The sequence below is a fragment of the Phyllobacterium sp. OV277 genome (assembly GCF_900104355.1).
GTDB lineage: Bacteria > Pseudomonadota > Alphaproteobacteria > Rhizobiales > Rhizobiaceae > Phyllobacterium.
This window is the reverse complement of sequence record NZ_FNIY01000001.1, coordinates 287,999-309,398: the sequence shown is the minus strand read 5'-3', so window position 1 is coordinate 309,398 and position 21,400 is coordinate 287,999. Positions and strand designations below refer to the sequence as shown.

Genomic DNA, 21,400 nt, shown 5'->3' with positions numbered 1-21,400 from the left:
CAGCCCCTCACAGTCCGAGCCATGGCCCGAACCGCCTGAAGGGCAGTCCGAGCGCGTAGCTGAAAACGATCACGGAAAACAGCGTCAGGCCACCCACCAGAATGAGCGCCAGACCCGGTTTCATTTTGACGCTGGCAAAAGCGGCCCAAAGGGCAGTTATGAACAGTGCAGGCACAAAGCCGAGCCCACGTACCGTCAAACCAAAGATAACCGGTGCAGGCAGGATGAAAAGAATACCGCGCCAGGCGATTGGGCCCATCGGCTCATGTTCGAGCTGTGTTCCCTGAATGATAATGATGACACCCAGCACGATCAAAATACAGGCAAGGACGAGCGGAAAATAACCCGGACCCATGCGGAATGCCGTGCCGAGTTCGAGGCCGTAAGCCTGAATGGCGAAAACAAGGCCCGCTGCAATGAACAGAAGCCCGCAAATCAGATCGCGTGAACTGAAACTCAACGATTTCATAGAACCCCCACAGTGCCTTTTTGGCTTTTTGTGACCGATACCCCAGTTCATCTCCCCCGGTTTAAGGGGAGATGTTTTGGTAAAAAACGGCAAGGCCGCTTATTCAATCGGCGTACTGTCCGGCTGCTTCGATCACAGGCTTCCAGCGTGTGACTTCGCTTTCTAGCTTGCTCTTGAGACCGGCAGGTGTTGCTTCCGCATCGCTGACGGGCACAGTACCAAGCTCGGCAAAGCGGGCGATAATGTTCGGGTCCTTCAGAGCCTTTTGAAGCGATGCCGACAGCTTCTCCGTGACATCTTTCGGTGTGCCCTTCGGCGCGTAAATGCCATGCCAGATACCGACTTCAAGACCGGGCAGACCTGCCTCGGCTACGGTTGGAACATCTGGTAGAGCGGCAAGGCGCTTGGCCGATGTCACGGCATAGGCTTTGATGGTGCCGCCCTTGATCTGCTTTGTCGTGTTCGTCGTCTGATCGCACATCAGGTCGACCTGTCCGCCCAGAAGGTCGGTCATGGCTGGCCCGGTGCCCTTATAGGGAACTGTTACCAGCGGCGTCTTGATTTCGCTCATGAACAGCATGCCGCAGAGGTGCGATGCTGCGCCGATACCGGCATTGGCGAGACTGACCTTGTCAGCATTGGCTTTCACGTAATCAACCAGACCTTTGAGATCCTTTGCCTCAAAATCCTTCTTGGCGACAACGGTCATCGGAACATCCGTAACAAGCCCGACATATTCAAAGGCATTGAGGGTGTCGTAGGGCAGTTTGCGATAGAGTGTTGCGCTGGTTGCCATGCCGATGTGATGCAACAGCAGCGTGTAGCCATCGGCTTCCGCCTTGGCCACCTGCGATGCACCAAGCGTGCCACCGGCACCGCCGACGTTTTCAACGATGATCTGCTGGCCGAGATCTTTTGACATGGTTTCAGCCACAAGACGTGTCACCGTATCAGTTGGTCCGCCAGCCGAGAACGGTACAACCATCGTGATATTGCGTTCCGGATAACCAGCCGCGTAAGCGCCGGTTGAAAGCAGGGTGATGGCAGCCGTGGCCGCAAATGAGATTGAGAGTCCGCGCATTAAATTCCTCCCCGAGCAATGCGTTTATATCAGTGCAATGGTTTTTGCCGTGATGGCTGCCATATCCATTGTTCCTCCGAGGATATTGGCAGTCTCGTTGCGGCGCCTTGCACTTGATCCTATCGGACTTAACCAGAGCGCCCATGTCAAGTAATTCATTGGTATTGCGATTTTTTTTGATGAATGCGCCGCGAAAGCGTCTTTATTGGTATATGCATTGTGAAAGCAGTGAATGAGGTGATGAGATGAGCAGACAAGCGCCAACCGGTAACAAACCGCAGGCATGGACAGAATCAGCCCCCTTGCTGGTGGATGTCGCCATGGGCCGCAGTCACGCCGATCTTGTCGTGCGCAATGGCCGTCTTGTCAGTGTTTATTCGGGTGAAATCATCGCAGGCATTGATATTGCTGTCGTTGCCGGACGGTTTGCCTTTGTTGGCCATGGTGCGGAACATTGCATCGGGCCGAAGACCAAGGTTATCGATGCGGGCGGACGTTACCTCGTGCCGGGTCTTTGCGATGCCCATATGCATGTCGAAAGCGGCATGGTGACCGTCACCGAATTCACGCGCGCCGTCATTCCGCACGGCACGACCTCCATGTTCATTGACCCGCATGAAATCGCCAATGTGCTCGGTTTAGAAGGTGTCCGGCTCATGCATGATGAAGCGTTGGCCATGCCGATCAATGTGCATGTGCAGATGCCAAGTTGTGTCCCTTCAGCTCCTGGTCTCGAAAATGCTGGCGCATCCATCAGCCCTGATGATGTGGCTGAGGCCATGACCTGGCCTAATATTGTCGGGCTGGGTGAGGTGATGAATTTCCCCGGTGTCGCCAATAATGACGCAACCATGCGTGGTGGTATCGATGCGACCGTCAAGGCGGGCAAGACCGTTGGCGGGCATTTTGCTTCACCGGAACTCGGACGCGCTTTCCACGGCTATGTGGCAGGCGGACCCGAGGACGACCATGAAGGCACACGCATGGAGGATGCGATTGCCCGCGTGCGTCAGGGCATGCGCGCCATGCTGCGTCTGGGCTCGGCGTGGTATGATGTGGCCAGCCAGATCAAGGCGGTGACGGAGCAGGGGATTGATCCACGCAATTTCATCCTATGCACCGATGACAGCCATTCCGGTACGCTTGTTAATGATGGTCATATGGACCGGGTGGTGCGCCATGCCATTGCGCAGGGGTTGAAGCCCATAACTGCAATCCAGATGGCAACGCTCAATACCGCTCAGCATTTTCGCATGGAGCGCGAGATCGGGTCGATCGCGCCCGGTCGTCTCGCTGATTTTCTGATTGTGTCTGACCTTGCTAATCTCACTATCGACCGCGTCTATGGTCGCGGTGTGCTTCTGGCGGAAAAAGGCAAGCTTGCAGCGGAGATCCCTGTTTATAACTATCCGGCCTTTGCCAAGAACACGATCAAGCTTGGCAAGAAGCTCAATGCCAAGGATTTCGATATCAAGGCGCCGAGACCCTCCAAACACGTTACGGCACGGGTGATCGGCGTTATCGAAAATCAGGCACCGACCAAGGCGCTTGAGGCAGAACTGTCGGTTTCCGATGGCATCGTGCAGATGGACCGCCGCAATGATGTGTGCCAGATCGCGCTTGTCGAGCGGCATCGCGGTACTGGGGCGGTGGTCAACGGTTTTGTCTCCGGCTTTGGTTACACACTTGACTGTGCCATGGCGTCGACTGTCGCCCATGACAGCCATCACATGATTGTTGTCGGCACCAACAAGGATGATATGGCCAAGGCCGCCAATCGTCTGGGTGAAGTCGGCGGCGGTGTGGTGCTGTTCTCAAAAGGGCGGGAACTGGCGCTGGTGGAAATGCCGATTGCTGGTCTCATGTCGGACCAACGGGCGGAAGTTGTTGCCGCAAAAGCCGACAAGCTTGTCAATGCCATGCGGGCCATGGGATGCAGTCTCAACAACGCTTATATGCAGCATTCGCTGTTGGCACTTGTGGTCATTCCTGAATTGCGTATTTCCGATGTCGGCATTATCGATGTCAGAACATTCGAGAAGGTTGACCTGTTCCTATGACTGCATTCATCAAAGCTGTGGACCGCGCGACGGAAAAGATGCGCGCGCTGTTCCCGGAAACACCGCTGCAACTCAATCATTATCTCTCGCAGAAGTACGGCGCGCAGATTTGGCTGAAACGCGAGGACCTATCGCCGGTTCGTTCCTACAAAATCCGTGGCGCGTTCAATTTCATTGCCCATTATCTGAACGAGCACAAATCGGAGGATTCGACGTTTGTCTGTGCTTCCGCTGGCAATCATGCACAGGGTTTTGCGTTCATCTGCCGCCATTTTGGCAAACATGGCGTGGTTTTCATGCCTGTCACAACCCCGCAGCAAAAGATCGACAAGACGCGGACTTTTGGCGGTGAGTTCATCGAAATCCGTCTTGTCGGCGATATTTTCGACCAATGTTATGCCGCTGCGCAAGATTTTGCTGCGGAAAAGGGTGCGGTCATGGTGCCCCCCTTTGATCATGCTGACATCATCACCGGGCAGGCAACTGTTGCGCATGAAATTGCGGCGCAGCTTCCCGACAAGCGCAAACCGGACCTGATCATTCTGCCCGTGGGCGGCGGTGGTCTATCGGCTGGTGTCACCCGTTATCTGGGCGATCTTGGCTGGGAAACGCGTTTCCGCTTTGTCGAACCTGCGGGAGCACCGAGCCTCAAACGCAGTCTGGAGGCGGGTAAGAGGGTCAAGCTCGATACGGTCGATAATTTTGTCGATGGTGCTGCTGTTGCCGAGATCGGCCGGGAAAATTTCAAGCTTCTCAAAGAGTTCACAGCAGACTCTGTGATGTTGATTCCGGAAAACCGGCTGAGTTCAACTATTATCGAGATGTTGAACATTGAAGGTATCGTCGTGGAGCCCGCTGGCGCTCTTGCCATTGATGCGCTTAAAGATTTCAAGAAGAGCGAGCTGAAAGGCAAGCACATCATCCTCGTCATTTCAGGCAGCAATTTCGATTTCGAACGCCTGCCGGAACTGAAAGAACGCTCGCTGCGCTATGAGGGGCTGAAGAAGTATTTCATCTTCCGCTTCCCACAACGTCCGGGTGCCTTGCGCTCATTCCTCGATCTGCTTGGACCCGAGGACGATGTGGCGCGCTTTGAATACCTCAAGAAATCTGCGCGCAACTTCGGCTCGGTTCTGATCGGCATCGAAACCAAGCAAAAGGCGAACTTTGATGCCCTGTTCCAGCGCTTTGATGAAGCAGGCTGGGCCTATCAGGATATCACCGACAACGAGACAATCGCTGGGCTGATTATCTGATTTGTTGTGGTTGCAGTTGGTTGAATCGCCTGTAAGATTGCTACAGGGGTAATGAATTGACGGATACGAGGGGAAAATCCCGGCGTCAGGTCTGAGGTGGCATGGGGCGTAGAACGACCTATATCATTCTGTTTCGCGGCGTCGGCGGTGCAACATTGCTGCCGGTGCAGCCGTTGAAGACTGCCTTGTTGGAGGATGGCTTCGAAAAGGTTGCCACTTATATCAATACCGGCAATGTCGTGCTCGTATCTGACCGAACACGAAGACAAATCGTCCAAACAATTGCTGATATCACCTTGGAAAAGTTTGCTTTTTCCAAATCCATCATGATTGTCAGCCGTGCCAATTGGAGAAAGCTGATTGCCGGCAATCCATTTTCTGGCGCCGAAGGCAATAAACTTCACGCCTATGTTCTGGAAAAAGAACCTGACATCGCGGCTGTAGAAGCACTTGAGAGGAAGAACGCAGGACCGGAGCAATTCGCGGTCGACGGCAAGGTGCTTTATTACTATCCGCCGCAGGGCGCATCGGAATCCAAACTCTTCAGCAAGATCGAGACAACGCTCAAGGTCGCGGCAACGGCACGCAATTGGAACACCGTGTTGAAGCTGGCGCAATTGGCGGAGCAAATCGACAAGGGGGCACCATGACCAAATATATTGTTCTGTTCAGAGGCATCAATGTGGGCGGCAACAAGATCGTCAAAATGGAGACATTGCGTACAATTCTGGCTGTCGCTGGATTTGGCGATGTCAGGACTTATGTTCAAAGTGGCAATGTGATTTTGACATCTGACCAGACTGCGCGACGGGTTGCTGAAACCATCACTGAGATTTTTCCACGAACCTTTGGGTTTTCGTCGCGCGTGACCATCCGCAGCGAGGATGAGTGGAACTGCATGGTGAACAAGAACGCCTATCCGCAGGCGCTGGATAATCCGAAAAACCTGCATGTGGTGATCATGGAAGATGACCCGACCGATGCTGCTTTGGTGGAACTTGCCAGCAAGGCCGGTGATACGGAAGAGTTCACCGTTCGCAATCGCGTGCTGTATCTCTACACGCCTGACGGATTCGGCACGTCGAAAATGGCAGAAGCACTCGACAAAGTGTTGAAAGTGCCGTTGACGGCGCGCAATTGGCGCACGGTGCTAACGCTCCAGAACATGCTCGCGGCTGTTTAAGGCGGTTTCCAACACCGTGAAAATACGCGGATCAGCACATTGAGCCACATTGAAGCGCATATAATTGTGCGCCGATTGGGTGAGGCTGAAGACATTGCCGGGAGCGAAAACTATTCTCTCCTTAAGTCCCGCTTGGGCTACACTCGCTGCGTCGACCCCATCGGGCAATTTGCACCACAGAAACATACCGCCGCGTGGCTCGATCCATGGCGCCAGTCCGAGCGCCTTTAGTTTCGTGCCTGTTTCAGCCATGTTCTGGGCAAGACGTGCGCGCAACTGGTCCATATGCTTGCGATAGGTGCCGTCTTTCAACATGAGCAAAACCAGTTCTGATGATAGCCGTCCGCCACCAAACGAGGTGGCTATGCGCAGATCAACGAGACCACTGATCCAATCCCGCCGCGCAGCGATGAAACCGCACCGCACCGAAGCGGATAGCGATTTTGAGAAGCTGCCCATGTGAACAACGCGCTCCAGCCCATCAAAAGCTGCAAGGCGTGGAGCAGGTTCATGCTCGAAATCGGCGAAAATATCATCCTCGATGATGGTGAGGTCATGTTGTTCTGCCAGTTTGAGCAGGCGATGGGCGATAACCGGCGAAAGTACAGCGCCTGTCGGATTGTGGAGGGCCGAGTTGGTGATGTAGAGGCGAGGGCGATGTTCCGCCAAGGCTTCGGCAAAGCGGTCCAGATCTGGTCCATTGGCCGTATAGGGTACACCGATGACCTTGACCCGGTGTGCGCGCAACAGCGCGTGGAAATTGAAATAGCAGGGATCGTCGACGATGACTGTGTCATCGGGTTCGACCAGAAAGCGACAAAGCAGATCAATGGCCTGCGTGCCGGATTCGGTGATGATGATCTGATCAGGTGCCGCGTCGATGCCATGTTCGGCCATGCGCCGCGACAGCAGTTGACGCAGTGGCTTCAATCCCAACGGCGTTGAATAATCGGTGAGGAGTGCATCTTCGGCACGGGCGAGTGTCCGCAGCGCACGCCGTACACCAGCCTCTGGCATCCAGGACGCGGGCAGCCAGCCACATCCGGGTTTGGGCATATCCTCATCCGCGTCAAGCGACAGGTGCGAAACCCAGAGCGGATCGATGGCATGATCAAGCCGTGGTCCGATTTCCGATAATGATAATGGCGGCATATGGCCGGCAACATAAAAGCCGGAACCGCGGCGCGACTGGATTGTGCCATCAGCCGCAAGCCTGTCATAGGCTTCGACAACGGTCGATTTAGATACCTGCATGATGACGGCAAAGCTGCGGATTGACGGCAGACGCGCGCCGGGGCCAAGCGTTCGTCCGGCAATCCGCTGGCGAATAGCTTGCATCACCTGTTCGACAAGGGTGCCGTCCTGCGGAGAAATATCCATCTGTACTGCTCATTATCCCATTACAGTTTGAATATATTGTACTGTACCGTCTCTGGAAAATCCATGCCTATCCGTCGATATCTCTGGAGCAGTTCCTGCCTGACAGAACGATTCTGTCTGAGCGAAAATGCGGCAGGGAAGATGAGGTGCGATAATGGACAAGATGACGAGTGGCTGGATCAACGGATTTGTAGGAATGCTGATTTTCAGTGGTTCTCTTCCGGCTACACGCGTGGCCGTGGCCGATTTTGATCCGGTTTTCCTGACCGTCGCCCGCGCCACCATTGCCGGGCTGCTCGGGCTGGCCATGTTGCTGGCCTTTCGTGAGAAGCGTCCGGCAAAGGCGGACCTCATGTCGTTGTTCGTGGTGGCGCTCGGTGTTGTCGTCGGCTTCCCGCTGCTGACGGCGCTGGCGCTTCGGCACGTCACATCTGCCCATTCCATTGTGTTCATCGGTCTGTTACCATTGGCGACGGCTATTTTTGGTGTGCTGCGCGGCGGCGAGCGTCCGCGTCCGGTTTTCTGGATATTCTCCTGTCTTGGCAGTCTGTTCGTCGTAAGCTTTGCGCTGTTCCAGGGCGTGACTGCCTCGTTGACTGGTGATCTTCTGATGTTTGCGGCGGTCATTGTCTGCGGTCTTGGCTATGCGGAGGGTGCCCAACTTTCCCGCAGGCTCGGCGGCTGGCAGGTTATCTCATGGGCGCTGGTCTTGTCTTTGCCGCTAATGCTGCTGTTGACGCTTTATACCATGCCGCATGACTGGGGCTCGATCAGGCAGGGTGCATGGCTGGGACTGGCCTATGTCTCGCTGTTTTCCATGCTGATTGGTTTCATCTTCTGGTATCGCGGTCTTGCACAGGGCGGCATCGCAGCGGTGGGGCAGTTGCAGTTGCTGCAGCCGTTCTTCGGACTGGTTCTGGCGGCAACACTGCTGCATGAGACCGTTGGCTGGTCGATGATCCTTGTGACGATGGCTGTCATCCTGTGCGTGGCAGGCGCAAAGCGATTTGCCAGATAGGCGGGTTCTGGATGCAATCTTGGATTGTTATTCTGAATTATTCTGAATCTTGAGTAATTCATTCTTTGCCAGTTGATGCAGCAAAAGGTATGCGCATGTAATGCGCAGCTTCAGGAATGCATCATGAAATCATGGATAATCGCGTTGGAGCGGTTCTTGCCTGCATTGGCTCCGGTCAGCGGGATGGAACGGCTGCGCGCCTGTTTCGGTGCTCTGCTTGGTGTGTTCATCACCGGCGTTGTCAGCGAGACTGCTCTAGGTCCCACCACCGCAGTGCCACTACTGATTGCACCAATGGGGGCGTCGGCTGTGCTTTTGTTTGCTGTGCCGTCCAGTCCTCTGGCACAGCCGTGGTCGATTATTGTCGGCAACACAATTGCTGCTTTGATCGGCGTTACCTGCGCCATCTGGATTCCTGATCTGGTTATCGCTTCGGCTGTTGGTGTTTCGCTGGCTATTCTCGCAATGATCGCTACCCGCTCCTTGCATCCGCCAAGCGGCGCAGTGGCCTTGACCGCGGTTCTCGGTGGTCCCGTCGTTCATAATCTTGGCTATGGGTTTGTGTTGTGGCCGGTGGGGCTCAATTCCCTGCTGCTGCTGATTGCAGCCTTGGCCTATAATAATCTGACAGGCCGTCGCTATCCGCATATTGTTCCAGCACCGGCTGTCAACGTACACAAAACCGCTGATCCTTTGCCAACACGTCGACTGGGCTTTACACCTGCTGATTTGGATACGGTGCTTCGGCAATATGATGAAGTGCTCAATATCAGCCCTGATGATCTAGATGCTATCCTGCATAAGACCGAGATGCAGGCGTATCGCAGCCGCTTTGGCGAAGTACGTTGTGAACAGATCATGTCTACTGACCTTGCAACGGTAAAAGCTGATACGCCTTTGCATCTCGCCTGGGCCTTGCTGGTCAAGCATCGCATCAAGGCACTGCCTGTGGTCAACGCCCATCGCAACATCATCGGTATCGTGACGCAGACGGATTTTATGGAGAATGCCAATTGGGATCGCGACGGTGATCTGAACATTGGTCTTGCGCGCCGTCTGCGCCGGGCCGTCAAGCTGGATCGCCGGGCGCAGCGCACGGTGGCCGACATCATGACCTCAGAGGTTCACTTCGTCCGGCCAGAGACATTGGTGACGGAGCTGGTGCCAGCGATGGCGGATTGGGGACTGCATCATTTGCCGGTGGCCGATGAGAATGAGAAGCTTGTCGGCATAGTCACACAATCCGATGTGATTGCTGCGCTTTATAACAGCAATCTGAGTGCCGGACGTCCGGATGAGCCGCTGACTTTAGCCGGATGATCAGAGTGCCATTTCGCGGCGCACAATAAAATCGTTTGCTTTTTTGCCAAAGAAAGCCCATATGCGGCTCAGGCGCTTGGACCGGACACTCCGGTCTTCCGATTGCGGACTTCGTGGCGTCTAAGTCCTGTTGGCACACTGTCTCAGGCACGGCTGCGCAAGTCGCATGGAATCTTTGGTTCCCCGCGTCTCGTCGTTCATCCCGAATAAGTTACATGCAGGTTGCGCCCTGTGATGTGTTTATGGTCCGTGATCTCCCATCACGCTTGGCCAATGAAAGAAGATTGAATTGGAAAATATAGAAAACACCGGCTTTGCCGCCATGGGTCTGAATGCCATCCTGCTCAAAGCAGTTGAGGCAGCTGGAATGGCTACTCCCAAGCCAATCCAGGAACAGGCCATCCCGGCACAGCTCGCTGGTCAGGACATTCTCGGCATTGCTCAGACAGGCTCCGGCAAGACGGCGGCTTTCAGCCTGCCGATCCTGCAGAAAATCCTGACCATCGGCGACAAGCGCAAGGGCAAGACTGCCCGCGCTCTTATCCTCGCACCAACCCGCGAACTTGCCGTGCAGATCGAAGAAACTGTTCGCAAGCTCTCCAAGGGCGCGCATATCTCGACGGCTCTTGTGCTTGGCGGCGTATCCCGCGTGGCGCAGATCAACAAGATGCAGGGCGGTGTTGACGTTCTCATTGCAACGCCCGGCCGTTTGACCGATCTCGTGCGTGACAACCGCATTGATCTGTCGGAAACACGCTGGCTCGTTCTCGACGAAGCCGACCGTATGCTCGACATGGGCTTCATCAATGATGTGAAGCGCATTGCCAAGGGCACACACCGCGATCGCCAGACCGCGCTGTTCTCCGCAACCATGCCCAAGGAAGTGGCAACACTGGCTGAAAGCCTGCTGCGTAATCCTATTCGCGTGGAAGTAGCACCACAGGGCACTACGGCTGCCGAAATCAAGCAGGTCGTGCACATGATCCCGACCAAGCAGAAGAAGCAGGTTCTTTCGGCCATGCTGAAAGATGCAACGCTGTCTTCGGTTATCGTCTTTACCCGTACCAAGCATGGTGCTGATGCAGTGACCCGTGTTCTGGAAAAGGACGGCTATGATGTGGCTGCCATTCATGGCAACAAGTCGCAGAATGCCCGCCAGCGCGCGCTGAACGGTTTCAAGGACGGTTCTGTCCGCGTTCTCGTTGCCACTGACATTGCCGCTCGCGGCATTGATGTCGTCGGTATCAGCCACGTCATCAATTTCGACCTGCCGGATGAGCCGGAAAGCTACGTGCACCGTATTGGCCGTACAGGCCGTAACGGTGCATCGGGCAATGCGATCACGCTCTATGATCCAGCCGAAGAAGCATCCAAGTTCAAGGCCGTCGAACGCGTCACGCGCATGCGTCTGCCACTTGCCGATTCGCCTATTGATCTGTCGACGCTTCCAGCACGCGTTGCCAGCAATGACCAGCGTCCAGCACGCCGCGAAGGCGGCAATGGCGCACCGGGCAAGAAGCCGCATCGCGGTCAGGCACCGGGCAAGCCACGCGAGCCACGCGAGCCACGCGGCGAAAAGGTCTGGAGCAATGATGGCGGCGCTCCGGCGCAGAAGCGTCCGTTCCGCCGTGCCAAGCGCAAGAGCTTTGGCGCCAAGGCTGCATAAGCTGCTTTAGAGATAACCAATCAGGCCGTTGATGCATCGTATCGGCGGCCTTTTTGTTGGGGCGTGCTTGGCGTCCTGCTTTCCTGCCAAGAAATAAAGACCTGCATTTTCATGACTTTCTGCCATTCGGCGCTTGAACGGCGCGCGAGGGGCAAATAGGTTCAAGCCAAGCAGAATGAGGACTTGGCCCATGTTGAATTCAGTGATCGACGCCATCGGAAACACGCCGCTAATCCGCCTGAGCAAGGCATCGGCTTTGACCGAGTGCGATATTTACGGCAAGGCTGAATTTCTGAACCCCGGACAATCAGTCAAGGACCGGGCAGCACTCTATATTATCCGCGATGCTGAGAATCGCGGCCTGCTACGCCCGGGCGGCGTCATCGTTGAGGGTACGGCTGGAAATACCGGTATTGGCCTGACGATGGTTGCCAAGACGCTGGGCTACCGAACGGTCATCGTTATTCCCGAGACGCAAAGTCAGGAAAAGAAAGACGCGCTGCGCCTGCTCGGTGCAGAACTGGTCGAGGTTCCGGCGGTTCCATACAAGAACCCCGACAATTATGTGAAAGTTTCTGGCCGTCTTGCCGAGCAGATGGCAAAAACTGAGCCGAATGGCGCTGTCTGGGCCAATCAGTTCGACAATGTTGCCAACCGGTTGGCCCATGTGGAAACCACAGCGCCGGAGATCTGGCGCGATACCAATGGCAAGGTTGATGGTTTTATCTGCGCGGTGGGTTCTGGTGGAACGCTGGCTGGCACCGCTGCCGGGCTCAAGGCTCGCAACAAGGACGTCAAGATCGGTCTTGCCGATCCGCTGGGTGCGGCGCTTTACTCCTACTATACAACAGGTGAGTTCAAGGCTGAGGGCAGTTCGATCACTGAAGGTATCGGGCAGGGCCGGGTGACGGCCAATCTGGAAGGCTTTATCCCTGACTTTTCCTATCAGATACCAGATGCGGAAGCATTGGATGTGGTGTTTGATCTGGTGACAGAAGAGGGGCTTTGCCTTGGCGGTTCTTCCGGCATCAACATTGCCGGGGCGATCCGTCTGGCACGCGATCTTGGTCCCGGCCACACCATCGTCACCATCCTCTGCGACTATGGCAACCGCTACCAGTCAAAAATGTTCAATCCGGAATTCCTGCGCTCCAAAGACCTGCCAGTTCCCCGCTGGATGGAAGCGAAAGTAAACATATCCGTTCCGTTCGAAGGCTGACTTTAATGGCATATGACACGACAATTCTTTTCCGCGACGATTCCTATCTGAAAGAGACGGAAGCCACGGTTCTTGCGATCAACGAGCGTGGTGGTATTCTCACCGACCGGACGATTTTTTATGCGACATCAGGCGGTCAGCCCGGCGATACCGGTGTTTTTGTCCGCGATGATGGCAGCATAATTGTCATCGCTGCGACCGTTACGGGTGAGACCAAGGAAGAAATTATCCATGTGCCCGCACCCGATCAACAGGTGCCTGCTATCGGCGAAAAGCTGACCCTGCGCATTGACTGGGACCGGCGCTACAAGCTGATGCGTATGCATGCGGCCTGTCATTTGCTGAGTGTTGTCTGCCCGTTTCCAATCACTGGCGCTTCGGTTGCCGAAGATGACAGCCGCGTTGACTTTGATTGGCCGGATGCTGGTGTGACCAAGGAAAGCGTGACCGAAAAGCTGATGGAACTGGTCAAAGCCAACCATCCGATTTTCACGCGCTGGATTACGGACGAAGAACTTGCGGCCAATCCCGGTCTTATCAAGTCAAAGAATGTGCGTCCGCCCAGTGGGACAGGCCGTATCCGTCTTGTCTGTATCGGTAAGGATGCTTCCATCGATTCGCAGCCGTGCGGCGGAACCCATACGGCTACAACAGGCGAAGTTGGTGCGATCCACATTGGAAAAATAGAAAAGAAGGGCAAGGAAAACCGGCGGTTGCGTATCCGCTTCGGCGCCTTGCCGGAAGGAGAATGACCGTGGCAGACAAGAGCGCGTTTGTGGTTTCCCCCGACTGGTTGCAGGAACGGCTGGGTCAACCGGGCTTAAGCATTCTCGATGCCTCCTGGTATTTTCCCTTTCTCAATCGTGATGCCGAAGGTGAATACAAGGCCGCTCATATTCCGGGGGCCGTGTTTTTCGATCACGAAAAACTATCCGATCCGAATTCGTCTTTGCCGCATACATTGCCCAAGCCTGAAACTTTCGCCGCGGCAGTCAGCAGCATGGGCATCACGAATGATGATACGATTGTTGTCTATGACGGCCCCGGCATGAACACATCGCCGCGTGTCTGGTGGATGTTGCGCACCATGGGCGCAAAGAATGTGTTTGTGCTGGATGGCGGTTTCGACAATTGGAAGAATGACGGCAGGCCGGTGACCGATGAGGTAACCAAGATTGCGCCGTCGGCCTTTGTACCAAAGTTTCAGGCGGACAAGGTGGCAAGCTTCGCCGATATGCGAGAGATCGTCGACAGTGGATCGCGTCAGGTCGCCGATGCGCGGGCGGCAGGACGCTTTGTCGGCAAGGACCCGGAACCACGCGAGGGCCTTCGTTCCGGTCATATGCCCGGCGCGCGCAATGTGCCGTCTTCGACATTGGCCGACAAAGGCTATCTGAAGGATTTGCCGGGTTTGCGTCAGATGTTTGACGATGCCGGTATTGACCTGTCCCAACCCATCGTCACGAGTTGTGGTTCGGGCATCACTGCTGCCGTAATTACCCTTGCGCTCGAATCTCTCGGCCACAAGGATAATATCCTCTATGACGGATCGTGGAGCGAGTGGGGCGCGTACAAGGAAACGCCTGTTGCGACAGGCGAAGCAGAATAATGGCCGAGGCAAACAAGCCAAAGATTTTAAAGACGCGTGTAACGCTGCTTGAGATGACCAACCGGCCTGTTTATTCCGTTGCAACTCCAGCCAGCTTCAAACTGGCGATCATGTCGGCAACGAATATTTCCCTGCCATTTTACCGGTTTCTCTATGAGCAGGTCGGCAAACCGCATCATTGGTTCGTGCACAGGAACCTTAGCGACGAAGCCTTGGCCGCGATCATTCACCGGGATTGCGTTGCCATTCATGTATTGTATGTGGATGGCTCGCCAGCCGGGTTCTTCGAACTGGTGCTCAATGAGGAACCGGGTGTCGCGGAAATCCTTTATTTTGGGCTTGTGCCGGAGTTTCAGGGGCGGGGACTTGCCAAATTTTTCCTGAACGAAGCCATTTCTGCCGCGTGGATGAGCAGCCCGGAAAAGGTGATTATCGAAACCAATACGCTCGACAGTCCGCGCGCCCTGCAAATGTATCAGCGGATGGGGTTCAATCCTGTTGGATTTGCTGATGCGGAAATAGAGGCTTGGTTGTAACTACAATCTTCGGTTGTGGAGTGGGGCGTTCATGCCCGCTTCATTTTTGCTGCGCTATTTCTTCTTCAACAATCAATGCAGTGGAAACTGCCTGTCTGGAAGGAGAGAACGTCTATGATCAATCGTCGCGGCCTGTTGTTTGGTCTCGCTGCAGCAACCGTTGCTGCACCTGCTTTTGCGCAATCGCGTCAGATGCCCAGTGCTGATGAGATAGAGCGGCGCCTTGAAGCCGCTCCGCGCATGCGTTTGCCTGACGAACGCCGTGTGACTGTGCGTGAATTCAAGCGCCGTCCCGAACTGCGCCGTTATGCACCGTCGATTGATATACAGTCGATCAACTTTGCCTTTGGTTCAGCGGCTATTCCTCGTTCGGAGCAGGACAAGGTAGAGCGTATTGCGGATGGGCTGAACCGCGTTCTGAGACGGCGGCGCCGCAACGAGGTTTTCCTGATCGAGGGGCATACGGATGCGGTAGGATCGTACGAGTCAAATCAGATTCTTTCCGAGCAGCGAGCTGAATCGCTCAAGCGCGATCTCGTGCGTTATTTCGGTGTTCCACCGCGTGCGCTCGAGACAGTTGGTTATGGCGAGGAATATTTGCTTGTTCAGACTGAGTATGAAGACTGGCGCAACCGGCGCGTTACGATCCGCCGGGTCACCGATTTCATCCGCTGATCTGTTTGGTGAGGGAAGCGGCGCAGCCCATGCCGCCCGCCGCTTCCATATTGTATTCTTTCCGTAGAAAAACCTTTTTATTTGCTGTTTGTCTTCTGGCGGTCCGATAAATATCCATTTACATAGGGTGTATTACTTATCGGGGGGTAACATATGAAGTTGAACACAGCATTGATTGGCTTGGTGTTGGTATCATCGGGCCTGTTGGTTTCCGCGTGTCAAACATCAGATCAATCCATTACGAGAACAGGGTCTACCGTTTATGCGGTTTCGACCAAAGCGGGGCAGCAAGTCCTGTTGACCAATGTTTATAAAATTAACCCCGACTGCTCAACGACGTGGCATCCGACGCTTAAGGTGGTTTCCGGTCCTCAGCATGGCACAGTGAAGATCACGCGCTCGTCCATTTTCCCGGCATTTGGCGCTGGTCACGCATTGCATAAATGCAATTCGCGCCGTGCTTCCGCGGTCGCACCTGTGTACACGCCTGCGCCGGGTTTCGTCGGTACGGACACGATCGATATTTCGAGCACGATCATGGGAGATAACCGGTCTTTTGACTATTACAGCTTCCGCATCACCGTAACGAATTAGAATGATCTTGGGGATAAAAATGAAATTTACGACAGTATTGACTGGCCTTGTATTGGTGTCATCGGGCCTATTGATGTCCGCATGTCAAACTGCTGATCCGACTGTAGCAAAAGTTGGATCAAGTACTGAAAAGGCGACGGCCAAATCTGGGGAGAAAGCCACGCTTTTAAGCTTTGCTGGAGTGAATGACGACTGTTCGAGCCAGATACCTCCCCAACTGAAAGTGGTATCTGGGCCTTCACACGGAACAATTGACTTTTCCCGTGGAAGTGGCCGCCCCAAATTTGCGCAGGGCGAACGTAGATACAAATGCAATTCACACAACATTTCGAAGATCTTCGTGGAATATACGTCGGCAGCGGGTTTTGTGGGTAAGGATGTCGTTACTGTTTCGTCCAAGACCACCGGCAGTGATTTCTATTCATACGTCAAATTCGAAATCAACGTTACAAAATGACAATAAAGCTGCAGCGAATTTTGGTCGCTGTACTAGCGAGACATATCACTTATCGGGGGATACGATATGAAATTTACGACAGTATTGACTGGCCTTGTATTGGTGTCATCGGGCCTATTGATGTCCGCATGTCAAACTGCTGATCCAACTGCGACAAAAACTGGCTCTGGCTCTGAGACCGCTTCGGTAAAATCGGGCGTGAAAACCCAACTTTCAGGCTTTTACAAAGTGAATGACGATTGTTCCAGTCGTGTTCCTCCTGAATTGAAGGCCGTTTCTGGACCCTCGCACGGAACGATTGATTTCTCCCGTGGCAGTTCCCGCCCTTCATTCAGGGAAGGTGAACGCCGGCACAAATGCAATTCGCAGAACGTTTCCAAGATTTATGTGAGCTACACGTCAACATCAGGTTTTGTTGGCAAGGACTCCGTGACGATCTCGTCCAAGACCGCGGGCAGTGATTTCTATTCATATGTGAACTTCACTATCAACGTTACGAATTAGATTGATCGCGACGTTCTCCGTCGCCAATACGGACTGGGCTTCAATCATTGAGGAATGACAACATGAAAGTTGGTAAAGCGTTTGCGGGTTTGGTGTTGATATCATCAGGTCTAGTGGTTTCCGGATGTTCGACGCCAACTGTCCCGGGAAAGGTCACGGAGGGTTCAAGTATTCGATCAGTTAAAACATCAGCTGGAAAATCAGTGGGTTTAACGAATGTTGTTGGACAGAACCCTGACTGCTCGATAAGCCGCGCGCCCAAGGTAAAGGTTTCATCGGCACCGTCTCATGGAACTGTTCGTTTCAGCAATGTTTCAGGGCTCATGCCGAAGGGACCGGGACCAACGCCCAATAAATGTCATTCCCGGCGTATTATCGCTGTGGCTGCAACATATACGCCTGCACCGGGCTTCGTCGGCACCGACACGGTAACGCTTTCCAGCAATTTTGCGGGTTATGACCAATATTACGAGTATTATTCGTTTAACATTACTGTAACGAAATAGCTTTGGGGACATGAGAGGTGGCTGCGCCGCCGCCGTCTCTGGTTCTGGCATGTGTCTGAGTTTCCCCTAAAAAAGGGGCATGCATGTCAGAATCGTACCCTTAGGCGAGTGCCGGTTCTGGGATAGGAATTGATCTTATCCGCGTAACATCTTTGCCGGGTGGAACGCCGAAGAGCCGCCGATATTCGCGACTGAATTGCGATGGACTGTCGTAGCCCACCGCAAAGCCGACAGAGGCAACGTCACGGGATTCCGCTATCAGCCATGCGCGCGCCTGCTGCAATCGAATTTGCTTTTGATACTGCAATGGGCTCATCGCTGTGATTGCTTTGAAATGGCGGTGAAAGGCGGAGACGCTCATTCCTGCTACATCCGCTAAATCTTCAATCCGGAAAATCTCCGCATAATGGGCACGAATCCAGCGGATGGCGCGGTTGATCTGCGAAAGACGGCTGTCCGCGAGGCCGATCTGGCGCACCGAACTTGCCTGTTCACCATTGAGAAGACGCCAATGTATTTCCCTCTCCAGCATGGGCCACAGGACTGCGAGGTCATCTGGCTTATCAAGCAATCGTAAAAGCCGCGTGACTGCGTCAAGCAACTCGGTTGGAGCGACACTGACTGCTAACCCGATAGCCTCGCCGTTTTTCTGATGGCCAGTTGTTGCCTCCAATAAAAGTGATGCGATCACCGACGGGTTGAGACTTAACCGGAATGCAAGATAGGGCTGCTCGGCGCTTGCCTCAATGACGTGGCCAGCAATCGGGAGGTCGAGGGAGACGATAAGATATTGACCGGCACCATATTCAAACAGCCTGTTGCCGACCAATGTCCGTTTCGCGCCTTGAGCGACGAGCCCGAAGGCAGGCTCGTAAAAGCCGTTGATCGGCTCTGTCGGAACGGTTGAACACAGTAGTCTGACTCCCGGAAGCAGTGTGGCCTGACCGTCAGTTCCGATATGGCGCGCAATGAGGGATCGAATTTCGGCAAGCTGTTCCATAGCCTACTCAATCAAGATGAATGCAAGAGCGCAAGAACGAAGCGCACAATACGCGCAGGGTTGATAGGATTGTGCAAGAATGCGCGCGCTTTGATCTATCCGTTTTCCGGTTTGGCATGGTTCCATAAGGTTCAATTCATGGAGACCCAAAATGCAGAAAACATGGTTTATTACAGGTGCTTCGCGTGGACTGGGCGTTGAGATCGCAAAGGCGGCGATCCGGGCCGGAGATCGCGTGGTTGCCACAGGTCGCAAGAAAAGCGCTGTAACGGAAGCGCTCGGACCGGATAGTGAGCAATTATTGGCGATTGAACTGGATGTCACCAATGCAGATCAGGCACAAAGTGCCGTGCAGGCGGCAGTATCGCGTTTTGGTACAATCGACGTGCTGGTGAACAATGCCGGTTATGGTCAGCTCGGCTTCTTCGAAGAAAACACGGCGGAAACGGTCAACACACAGTTCGCGACAAATGTGCATGGGGTATTCAATGTCACCTGGGCAGTACTGCCGGTCATGCGCGTTGCCCGCAAAGGCCGCATCTTCAACATCTCCTCGATTGCCGGGCTTCGCGGCGGCGAATTTGGTTCGCTCTACAGTGCAAGCAAATTTGCGCTTGAGGGCTTTTCGGAATCGCTTGCTCTGGAGATCGCACCCTTCGGGATTTTCGTGACAATTGTCGAGCCAGGACCTTTTCGCACGGATTTCCTCACTGGAGATTCGCTACGCATCGGGGATGAGAATGCGATCGCTGATTATGACGTCAGGCGGGAAAGCATGCGCGCCAGTTTTGAAGCCCGCAATGGTTCGCAGCCTGGCGATCCTGAGAAACTTGCCGATGCGATGGTGCTCCTGTCCAAAGAAGCTAAGCCGCCAATGCGATTTGCTGCGGGTGCCATGGCTGTCAACAACGCTGCAACCAAGCTTGCCACGATGCAGGCCGAGCTTGAGCTCTGGCGCCAGTTGTCGCTGAACACCGATGGTCCTGACGGTAGCTGGTGATTATCGAGATCAGCAGGAATCGGGTGGTTTGCTCCTGTGTTTGGGTGTTTTCTTCGATGTAACGAAGGAGATTCCCATGAGCACGATCCAGTTTACTGCAATGACAACAACACTCGCCCGCCACTATCAGGCCGGTGGTGTCGACGCCAACGGCCAGACGCCGGAAACACATACCTCAGATGGTGACGGCGTACCTTGCCGTCACTGCCTGCAGAATGTGAAAGCTGGTGATAAATATCTTGTTCTTTCGCACCGGCCGTTCCCGGCACCGCAACCCTACGCGGAAACTGGTCCGATTTTCCTGCATGCGGAAGAATGCGGGCGCTATGATGAAATATCAGACATGCCCGAGATGTTTCGCGAGAACAGTGACTACATCCTGCGCGGTTATTCCCGTCAGGACCGGATTGTCTATGGCACAGGCGGCGTGATTGCGACCGACAATATTGCAGTGCGGGCAGCGGAACTTCTGAGACGTGACGAGGTGGCTTATGTGCATATGCGTTCGGCCAGGAATAATTGTTTCCAGTGCAGGATCGATCTGCATGAATTTAGTTTTGCTATCTGAAACAGAACAAAAGCCCGGGTATGGCCCGGGCTTTTCTTTTACTAAATGGCATGTCAGGCGGCGAGAACTGCCTTGGCTTCCACCATTTCCAGACCGAGTGCTTCAGCGACGGCCTGATTGGTGATGCGGCCTTTGTGAACATTGAGGCCGTTGCGCAAATGCGGGTTGTCGACCAGAGCCTTGACGCCGCGATCTGCCAGCTGCAGGCCATACTGCAAGGTGGCATTGTTCAGTGCATGGGCAGAGGTGACAGGCACGGCACCGGGCATATTGGCAACGCAATAATGGATCACACCGTCGACTTCGTAAGTCGGCTCGGAATGGGTTGTGGCGTGGGATGTTTCAAAGCAACCCCCCTGATCGATGGCCACGTCAACAATCACAGCACCCTTTTTCATGCCCGAAAGCATTTCGCGGGTCACGAGCTTCGGCGCTGCTGCCCCGGGGATCAGTACGGCACCCACGACGATATCGGCGGAGAATACTTCCTCATCAAGGGCTTCAATAGTCGAGTACCGTGTGTGGATTCGGCCATGGAACAGATCATCGAGCTGACGCAGGCGAGGGATCGAACGATCGAGAATGGTCACATCTGCGCCAAGGCCAGCGGCCATCTGCGCCGCATTGATGCCGACAACGCCGCCGCCAATGATCGTGACTTTGCCGGGCAGAACGCCGGGGACGCCACCGAGCAATACGCCGCGTCCGCCATTGGCCTTCTGAAGTGCCGTTGCACCGGCCTGAATGGCAAGGCGTCCAGCAACTTCTGACATTGGTGCAAGCAGTGGCAGTCCACCACGATCATCGGTGACCGTCTCATAGGCGATGGCCGTCACGCCTGATGCGAGCAAGCCTTTGGTCTGTTCCGGGTCGGGGGCGAGGTGGAGATAGGTATAGAGGAGCTGACCTTCGCGCAGTTGCGCCCATTCGGACGGCTGCGGCTCCTTCACTTTCACAATCATATCCGATTGCAGAAAGACTTCTTCGGCAGTCTTGACGATCTTTGCGCCAGCCGCCTGATAGGCTCCGTCATCGGCGCCTATTCCAGCTCCAGCTCCGGACTGGATAATGACCGTGTGGCCATGTGCAACATATTCGCGTACGGCCCCCGGAGTGAGACCGACGCGATATTCATGGTTTTTGATTTCTTTCGGGCAGCCTACACGCATTTACGCCTCCTCTTGAGTGTTCTTCAAAGTTCCCGTTTGAGGTGCGTATGACACCATGAATCGCTTCGCATGTCCTTGCTAAGCAATATCGACGGAAAGGATTTTTTCGAATATTCTTGCGTCAAAATAG

General features: G+C 54.5%; 23 protein-coding genes. 18 read left to right on the top strand and 5 right to left on the bottom strand.

Features of this window, described 5'->3' with window-relative positions; genetic code table 11:
• Positions 1 to 7 precede the first annotated feature (7 nt).
• Positions 8 to 469, bottom strand: coding sequence for a tripartite tricarboxylate transporter TctB family protein (locus BLU05_RS01645; RefSeq protein WP_091877338.1), 462 nt, complete (start codon positions 467 to 469; stop codon positions 8 to 10).
• A 103-nt stretch (positions 470 to 572) separates the two neighbouring features.
• Positions 573 to 1,550: a tripartite tricarboxylate transporter substrate binding protein BugD gene (locus tag BLU05_RS01640; protein WP_091877336.1), complete on the bottom strand. Its 978-nt coding sequence runs from the start codon at positions 1,548 to 1,550 to the stop codon at positions 573 to 575.
• 245 nt (positions 1,551 to 1,795) lie between these two features.
• On the opposite strand from BLU05_RS01640, the gene ade reads away from it, so the two are divergent.
• The 4 genes from ade (at position 1,796) to BLU05_RS01620 (ending at position 6,049) form a co-directional block, all read left to right on the top strand.
• On the top strand, positions 1,796 to 3,610 hold the full coding sequence (ade, locus tag BLU05_RS01635) for an adenine deaminase (RefSeq protein WP_091877334.1): 1,815 nt from the start codon (positions 1,796 to 1,798) through the stop codon (positions 3,608 to 3,610).
• Positions 3,607 to 4,866, top strand: coding sequence for a threonine ammonia-lyase IlvA (ilvA, locus tag BLU05_RS01630; protein ID WP_091877332.1), 1,260 nt, complete (start codon positions 3,607 to 3,609; stop codon positions 4,864 to 4,866). The genes ade and ilvA overlap by 4 nt, the downstream gene beginning before the upstream one ends.
• Before the next feature lie 101 nt (positions 4,867 to 4,967).
• Positions 4,968 to 5,516 carry a DUF1697 domain-containing protein gene (locus BLU05_RS01625; protein ID WP_091877330.1) on the top strand — a complete coding sequence of 183 codons (549 nt, stop codon included), beginning with the start codon at positions 4,968 to 4,970 and terminating at the stop codon, positions 5,514 to 5,516.
• Positions 5,513 to 6,049: a DUF1697 domain-containing protein gene (locus tag BLU05_RS01620; RefSeq protein ID WP_091877328.1), complete on the top strand. Its 537-nt coding sequence runs from the start codon at positions 5,513 to 5,515 to the stop codon at positions 6,047 to 6,049. Before BLU05_RS01625 ends, BLU05_RS01620 begins: the two co-directional genes overlap by 4 nt.
• On the opposite strand, the gene BLU05_RS01615 is transcribed toward BLU05_RS01620, so the two are convergent.
• A complete protein-coding gene (locus BLU05_RS01615) occupies positions 6,017 to 7,429 on the bottom strand; it encodes an aminotransferase-like domain-containing protein (protein ID WP_091877326.1) in 1,413 nt (470 codons plus the stop codon). The genes BLU05_RS01620 and BLU05_RS01615 overlap by 33 nt on opposite strands.
• A 154-nt stretch (positions 7,430 to 7,583) precedes the next feature.
• On the opposite strand from BLU05_RS01615, the gene BLU05_RS01610 reads away from it, so the two are divergent.
• From BLU05_RS01610 to BLU05_RS25835, 12 genes are all read left to right on the top strand, one after another.
• Entirely contained in the window at positions 7,584 to 8,447 is an 864-nt protein-coding gene (locus tag BLU05_RS01610; RefSeq protein ID WP_091877324.1) for a DMT family transporter, read from the top strand.
• Positions 8,448 to 8,570: 123 nt separating this feature from the next.
• Positions 8,571 to 9,767: an HPP family protein gene (locus BLU05_RS01605; protein WP_091877322.1), complete on the top strand. Its 1,197-nt coding sequence runs from the start codon at positions 8,571 to 8,573 to the stop codon at positions 9,765 to 9,767.
• A 322-nt stretch (positions 9,768 to 10,089) separates the two neighbouring features.
• Positions 10,090 to 11,433 carry a DEAD/DEAH box helicase gene (locus BLU05_RS01600; RefSeq protein ID WP_091878395.1) on the top strand — a complete coding sequence of 448 codons (1,344 nt, stop codon included), beginning with the start codon at positions 10,090 to 10,092 and terminating at the stop codon, positions 11,431 to 11,433.
• A gap of 190 nt (positions 11,434 to 11,623) precedes the next feature.
• Positions 11,624 to 12,652: a cysteine synthase A gene (locus BLU05_RS01590; RefSeq protein ID WP_091877318.1), complete on the top strand. Its 1,029-nt coding sequence runs from the start codon at positions 11,624 to 11,626 to the stop codon at positions 12,650 to 12,652.
• A 5-nt stretch (positions 12,653 to 12,657) separates the two neighbouring features.
• Positions 12,658 to 13,404, top strand: a complete 747-nt coding sequence (locus BLU05_RS01585) for an alanyl-tRNA editing protein (RefSeq protein WP_091877316.1) — start codon at positions 12,658 to 12,660, stop codon at positions 13,402 to 13,404.
• 2 nt (positions 13,405 to 13,406) lie between these two features.
• On the top strand, positions 13,407 to 14,261 hold the full coding sequence (gene sseA, locus BLU05_RS01580; RefSeq protein ID WP_091878393.1) for a 3-mercaptopyruvate sulfurtransferase: 855 nt from the start codon (positions 13,407 to 13,409) through the stop codon (positions 14,259 to 14,261).
• Positions 14,261 to 14,797 carry a GNAT family N-acetyltransferase gene (locus BLU05_RS01575; protein ID WP_091877314.1) on the top strand — a complete coding sequence of 179 codons (537 nt, stop codon included), beginning with the start codon at positions 14,261 to 14,263 and terminating at the stop codon, positions 14,795 to 14,797. The genes sseA and BLU05_RS01575 overlap by 1 nt, the downstream gene beginning before the upstream one ends.
• Before the next feature lie 192 nt (positions 14,798 to 14,989).
• A complete protein-coding gene (locus BLU05_RS01570) occupies positions 14,990 to 15,472 on the top strand; it encodes an OmpA family protein (protein WP_227988133.1) in 483 nt (160 codons plus the stop codon).
• A 153-nt stretch (positions 15,473 to 15,625) separates the two neighbouring features.
• Positions 15,626 to 16,066, top strand: coding sequence for a hypothetical protein (locus tag BLU05_RS01565; RefSeq protein WP_091877311.1), 441 nt, complete (start codon positions 15,626 to 15,628; stop codon positions 16,064 to 16,066).
• Positions 16,067 to 16,085: 19 nt separating this feature from the next.
• Entirely contained in the window at positions 16,086 to 16,523 is a 438-nt protein-coding gene (locus BLU05_RS01560) for a hypothetical protein (RefSeq protein WP_139210372.1), read from the top strand.
• A 66-nt stretch (positions 16,524 to 16,589) separates the two neighbouring features.
• Positions 16,590 to 17,027: a hypothetical protein gene (locus BLU05_RS01555; protein WP_091877307.1), complete on the top strand. Its 438-nt coding sequence runs from the start codon at positions 16,590 to 16,592 to the stop codon at positions 17,025 to 17,027.
• Positions 17,028 to 17,089: 62 nt separating this feature from the next.
• Positions 17,090 to 17,533: a hypothetical protein gene (locus BLU05_RS25835; protein ID WP_139210371.1), complete on the top strand. Its 444-nt coding sequence runs from the start codon at positions 17,090 to 17,092 to the stop codon at positions 17,531 to 17,533.
• Between the two features lie 100 nt (positions 17,534 to 17,633).
• Here BLU05_RS25835 and BLU05_RS01550 read toward each other — a convergent pair whose 3' ends face one another.
• Positions 17,634 to 18,533, bottom strand: coding sequence for an AraC family transcriptional regulator (locus tag BLU05_RS01550; protein WP_091877306.1), 900 nt, complete (start codon positions 18,531 to 18,533; stop codon positions 17,634 to 17,636).
• A gap of 151 nt (positions 18,534 to 18,684) precedes the next feature.
• On the opposite strand from BLU05_RS01550, the gene BLU05_RS01545 reads away from it, so the two are divergent.
• On the top strand, positions 18,685 to 19,533 hold the full coding sequence (locus BLU05_RS01545; protein ID WP_091877304.1) for an SDR family NAD(P)-dependent oxidoreductase: 849 nt from the start codon (positions 18,685 to 18,687) through the stop codon (positions 19,531 to 19,533).
• Positions 19,534 to 19,609: 76 nt separating this feature from the next.
• Entirely contained in the window at positions 19,610 to 20,101 is a 492-nt protein-coding gene (locus BLU05_RS01540; protein ID WP_091878391.1) for a DUF1203 domain-containing protein, read from the top strand.
• Between the two features lie 53 nt (positions 20,102 to 20,154).
• Here BLU05_RS01540 and ald read toward each other — a convergent pair whose 3' ends face one another.
• Complete coding sequence (gene ald, locus BLU05_RS01535) at positions 20,155 to 21,270, bottom strand: alanine dehydrogenase (RefSeq protein WP_091877302.1); 1,116 nt, start codon at positions 21,268 to 21,270, stop codon at positions 20,155 to 20,157.
• Positions 21,271 to 21,400 lie beyond the last annotated feature (130 nt).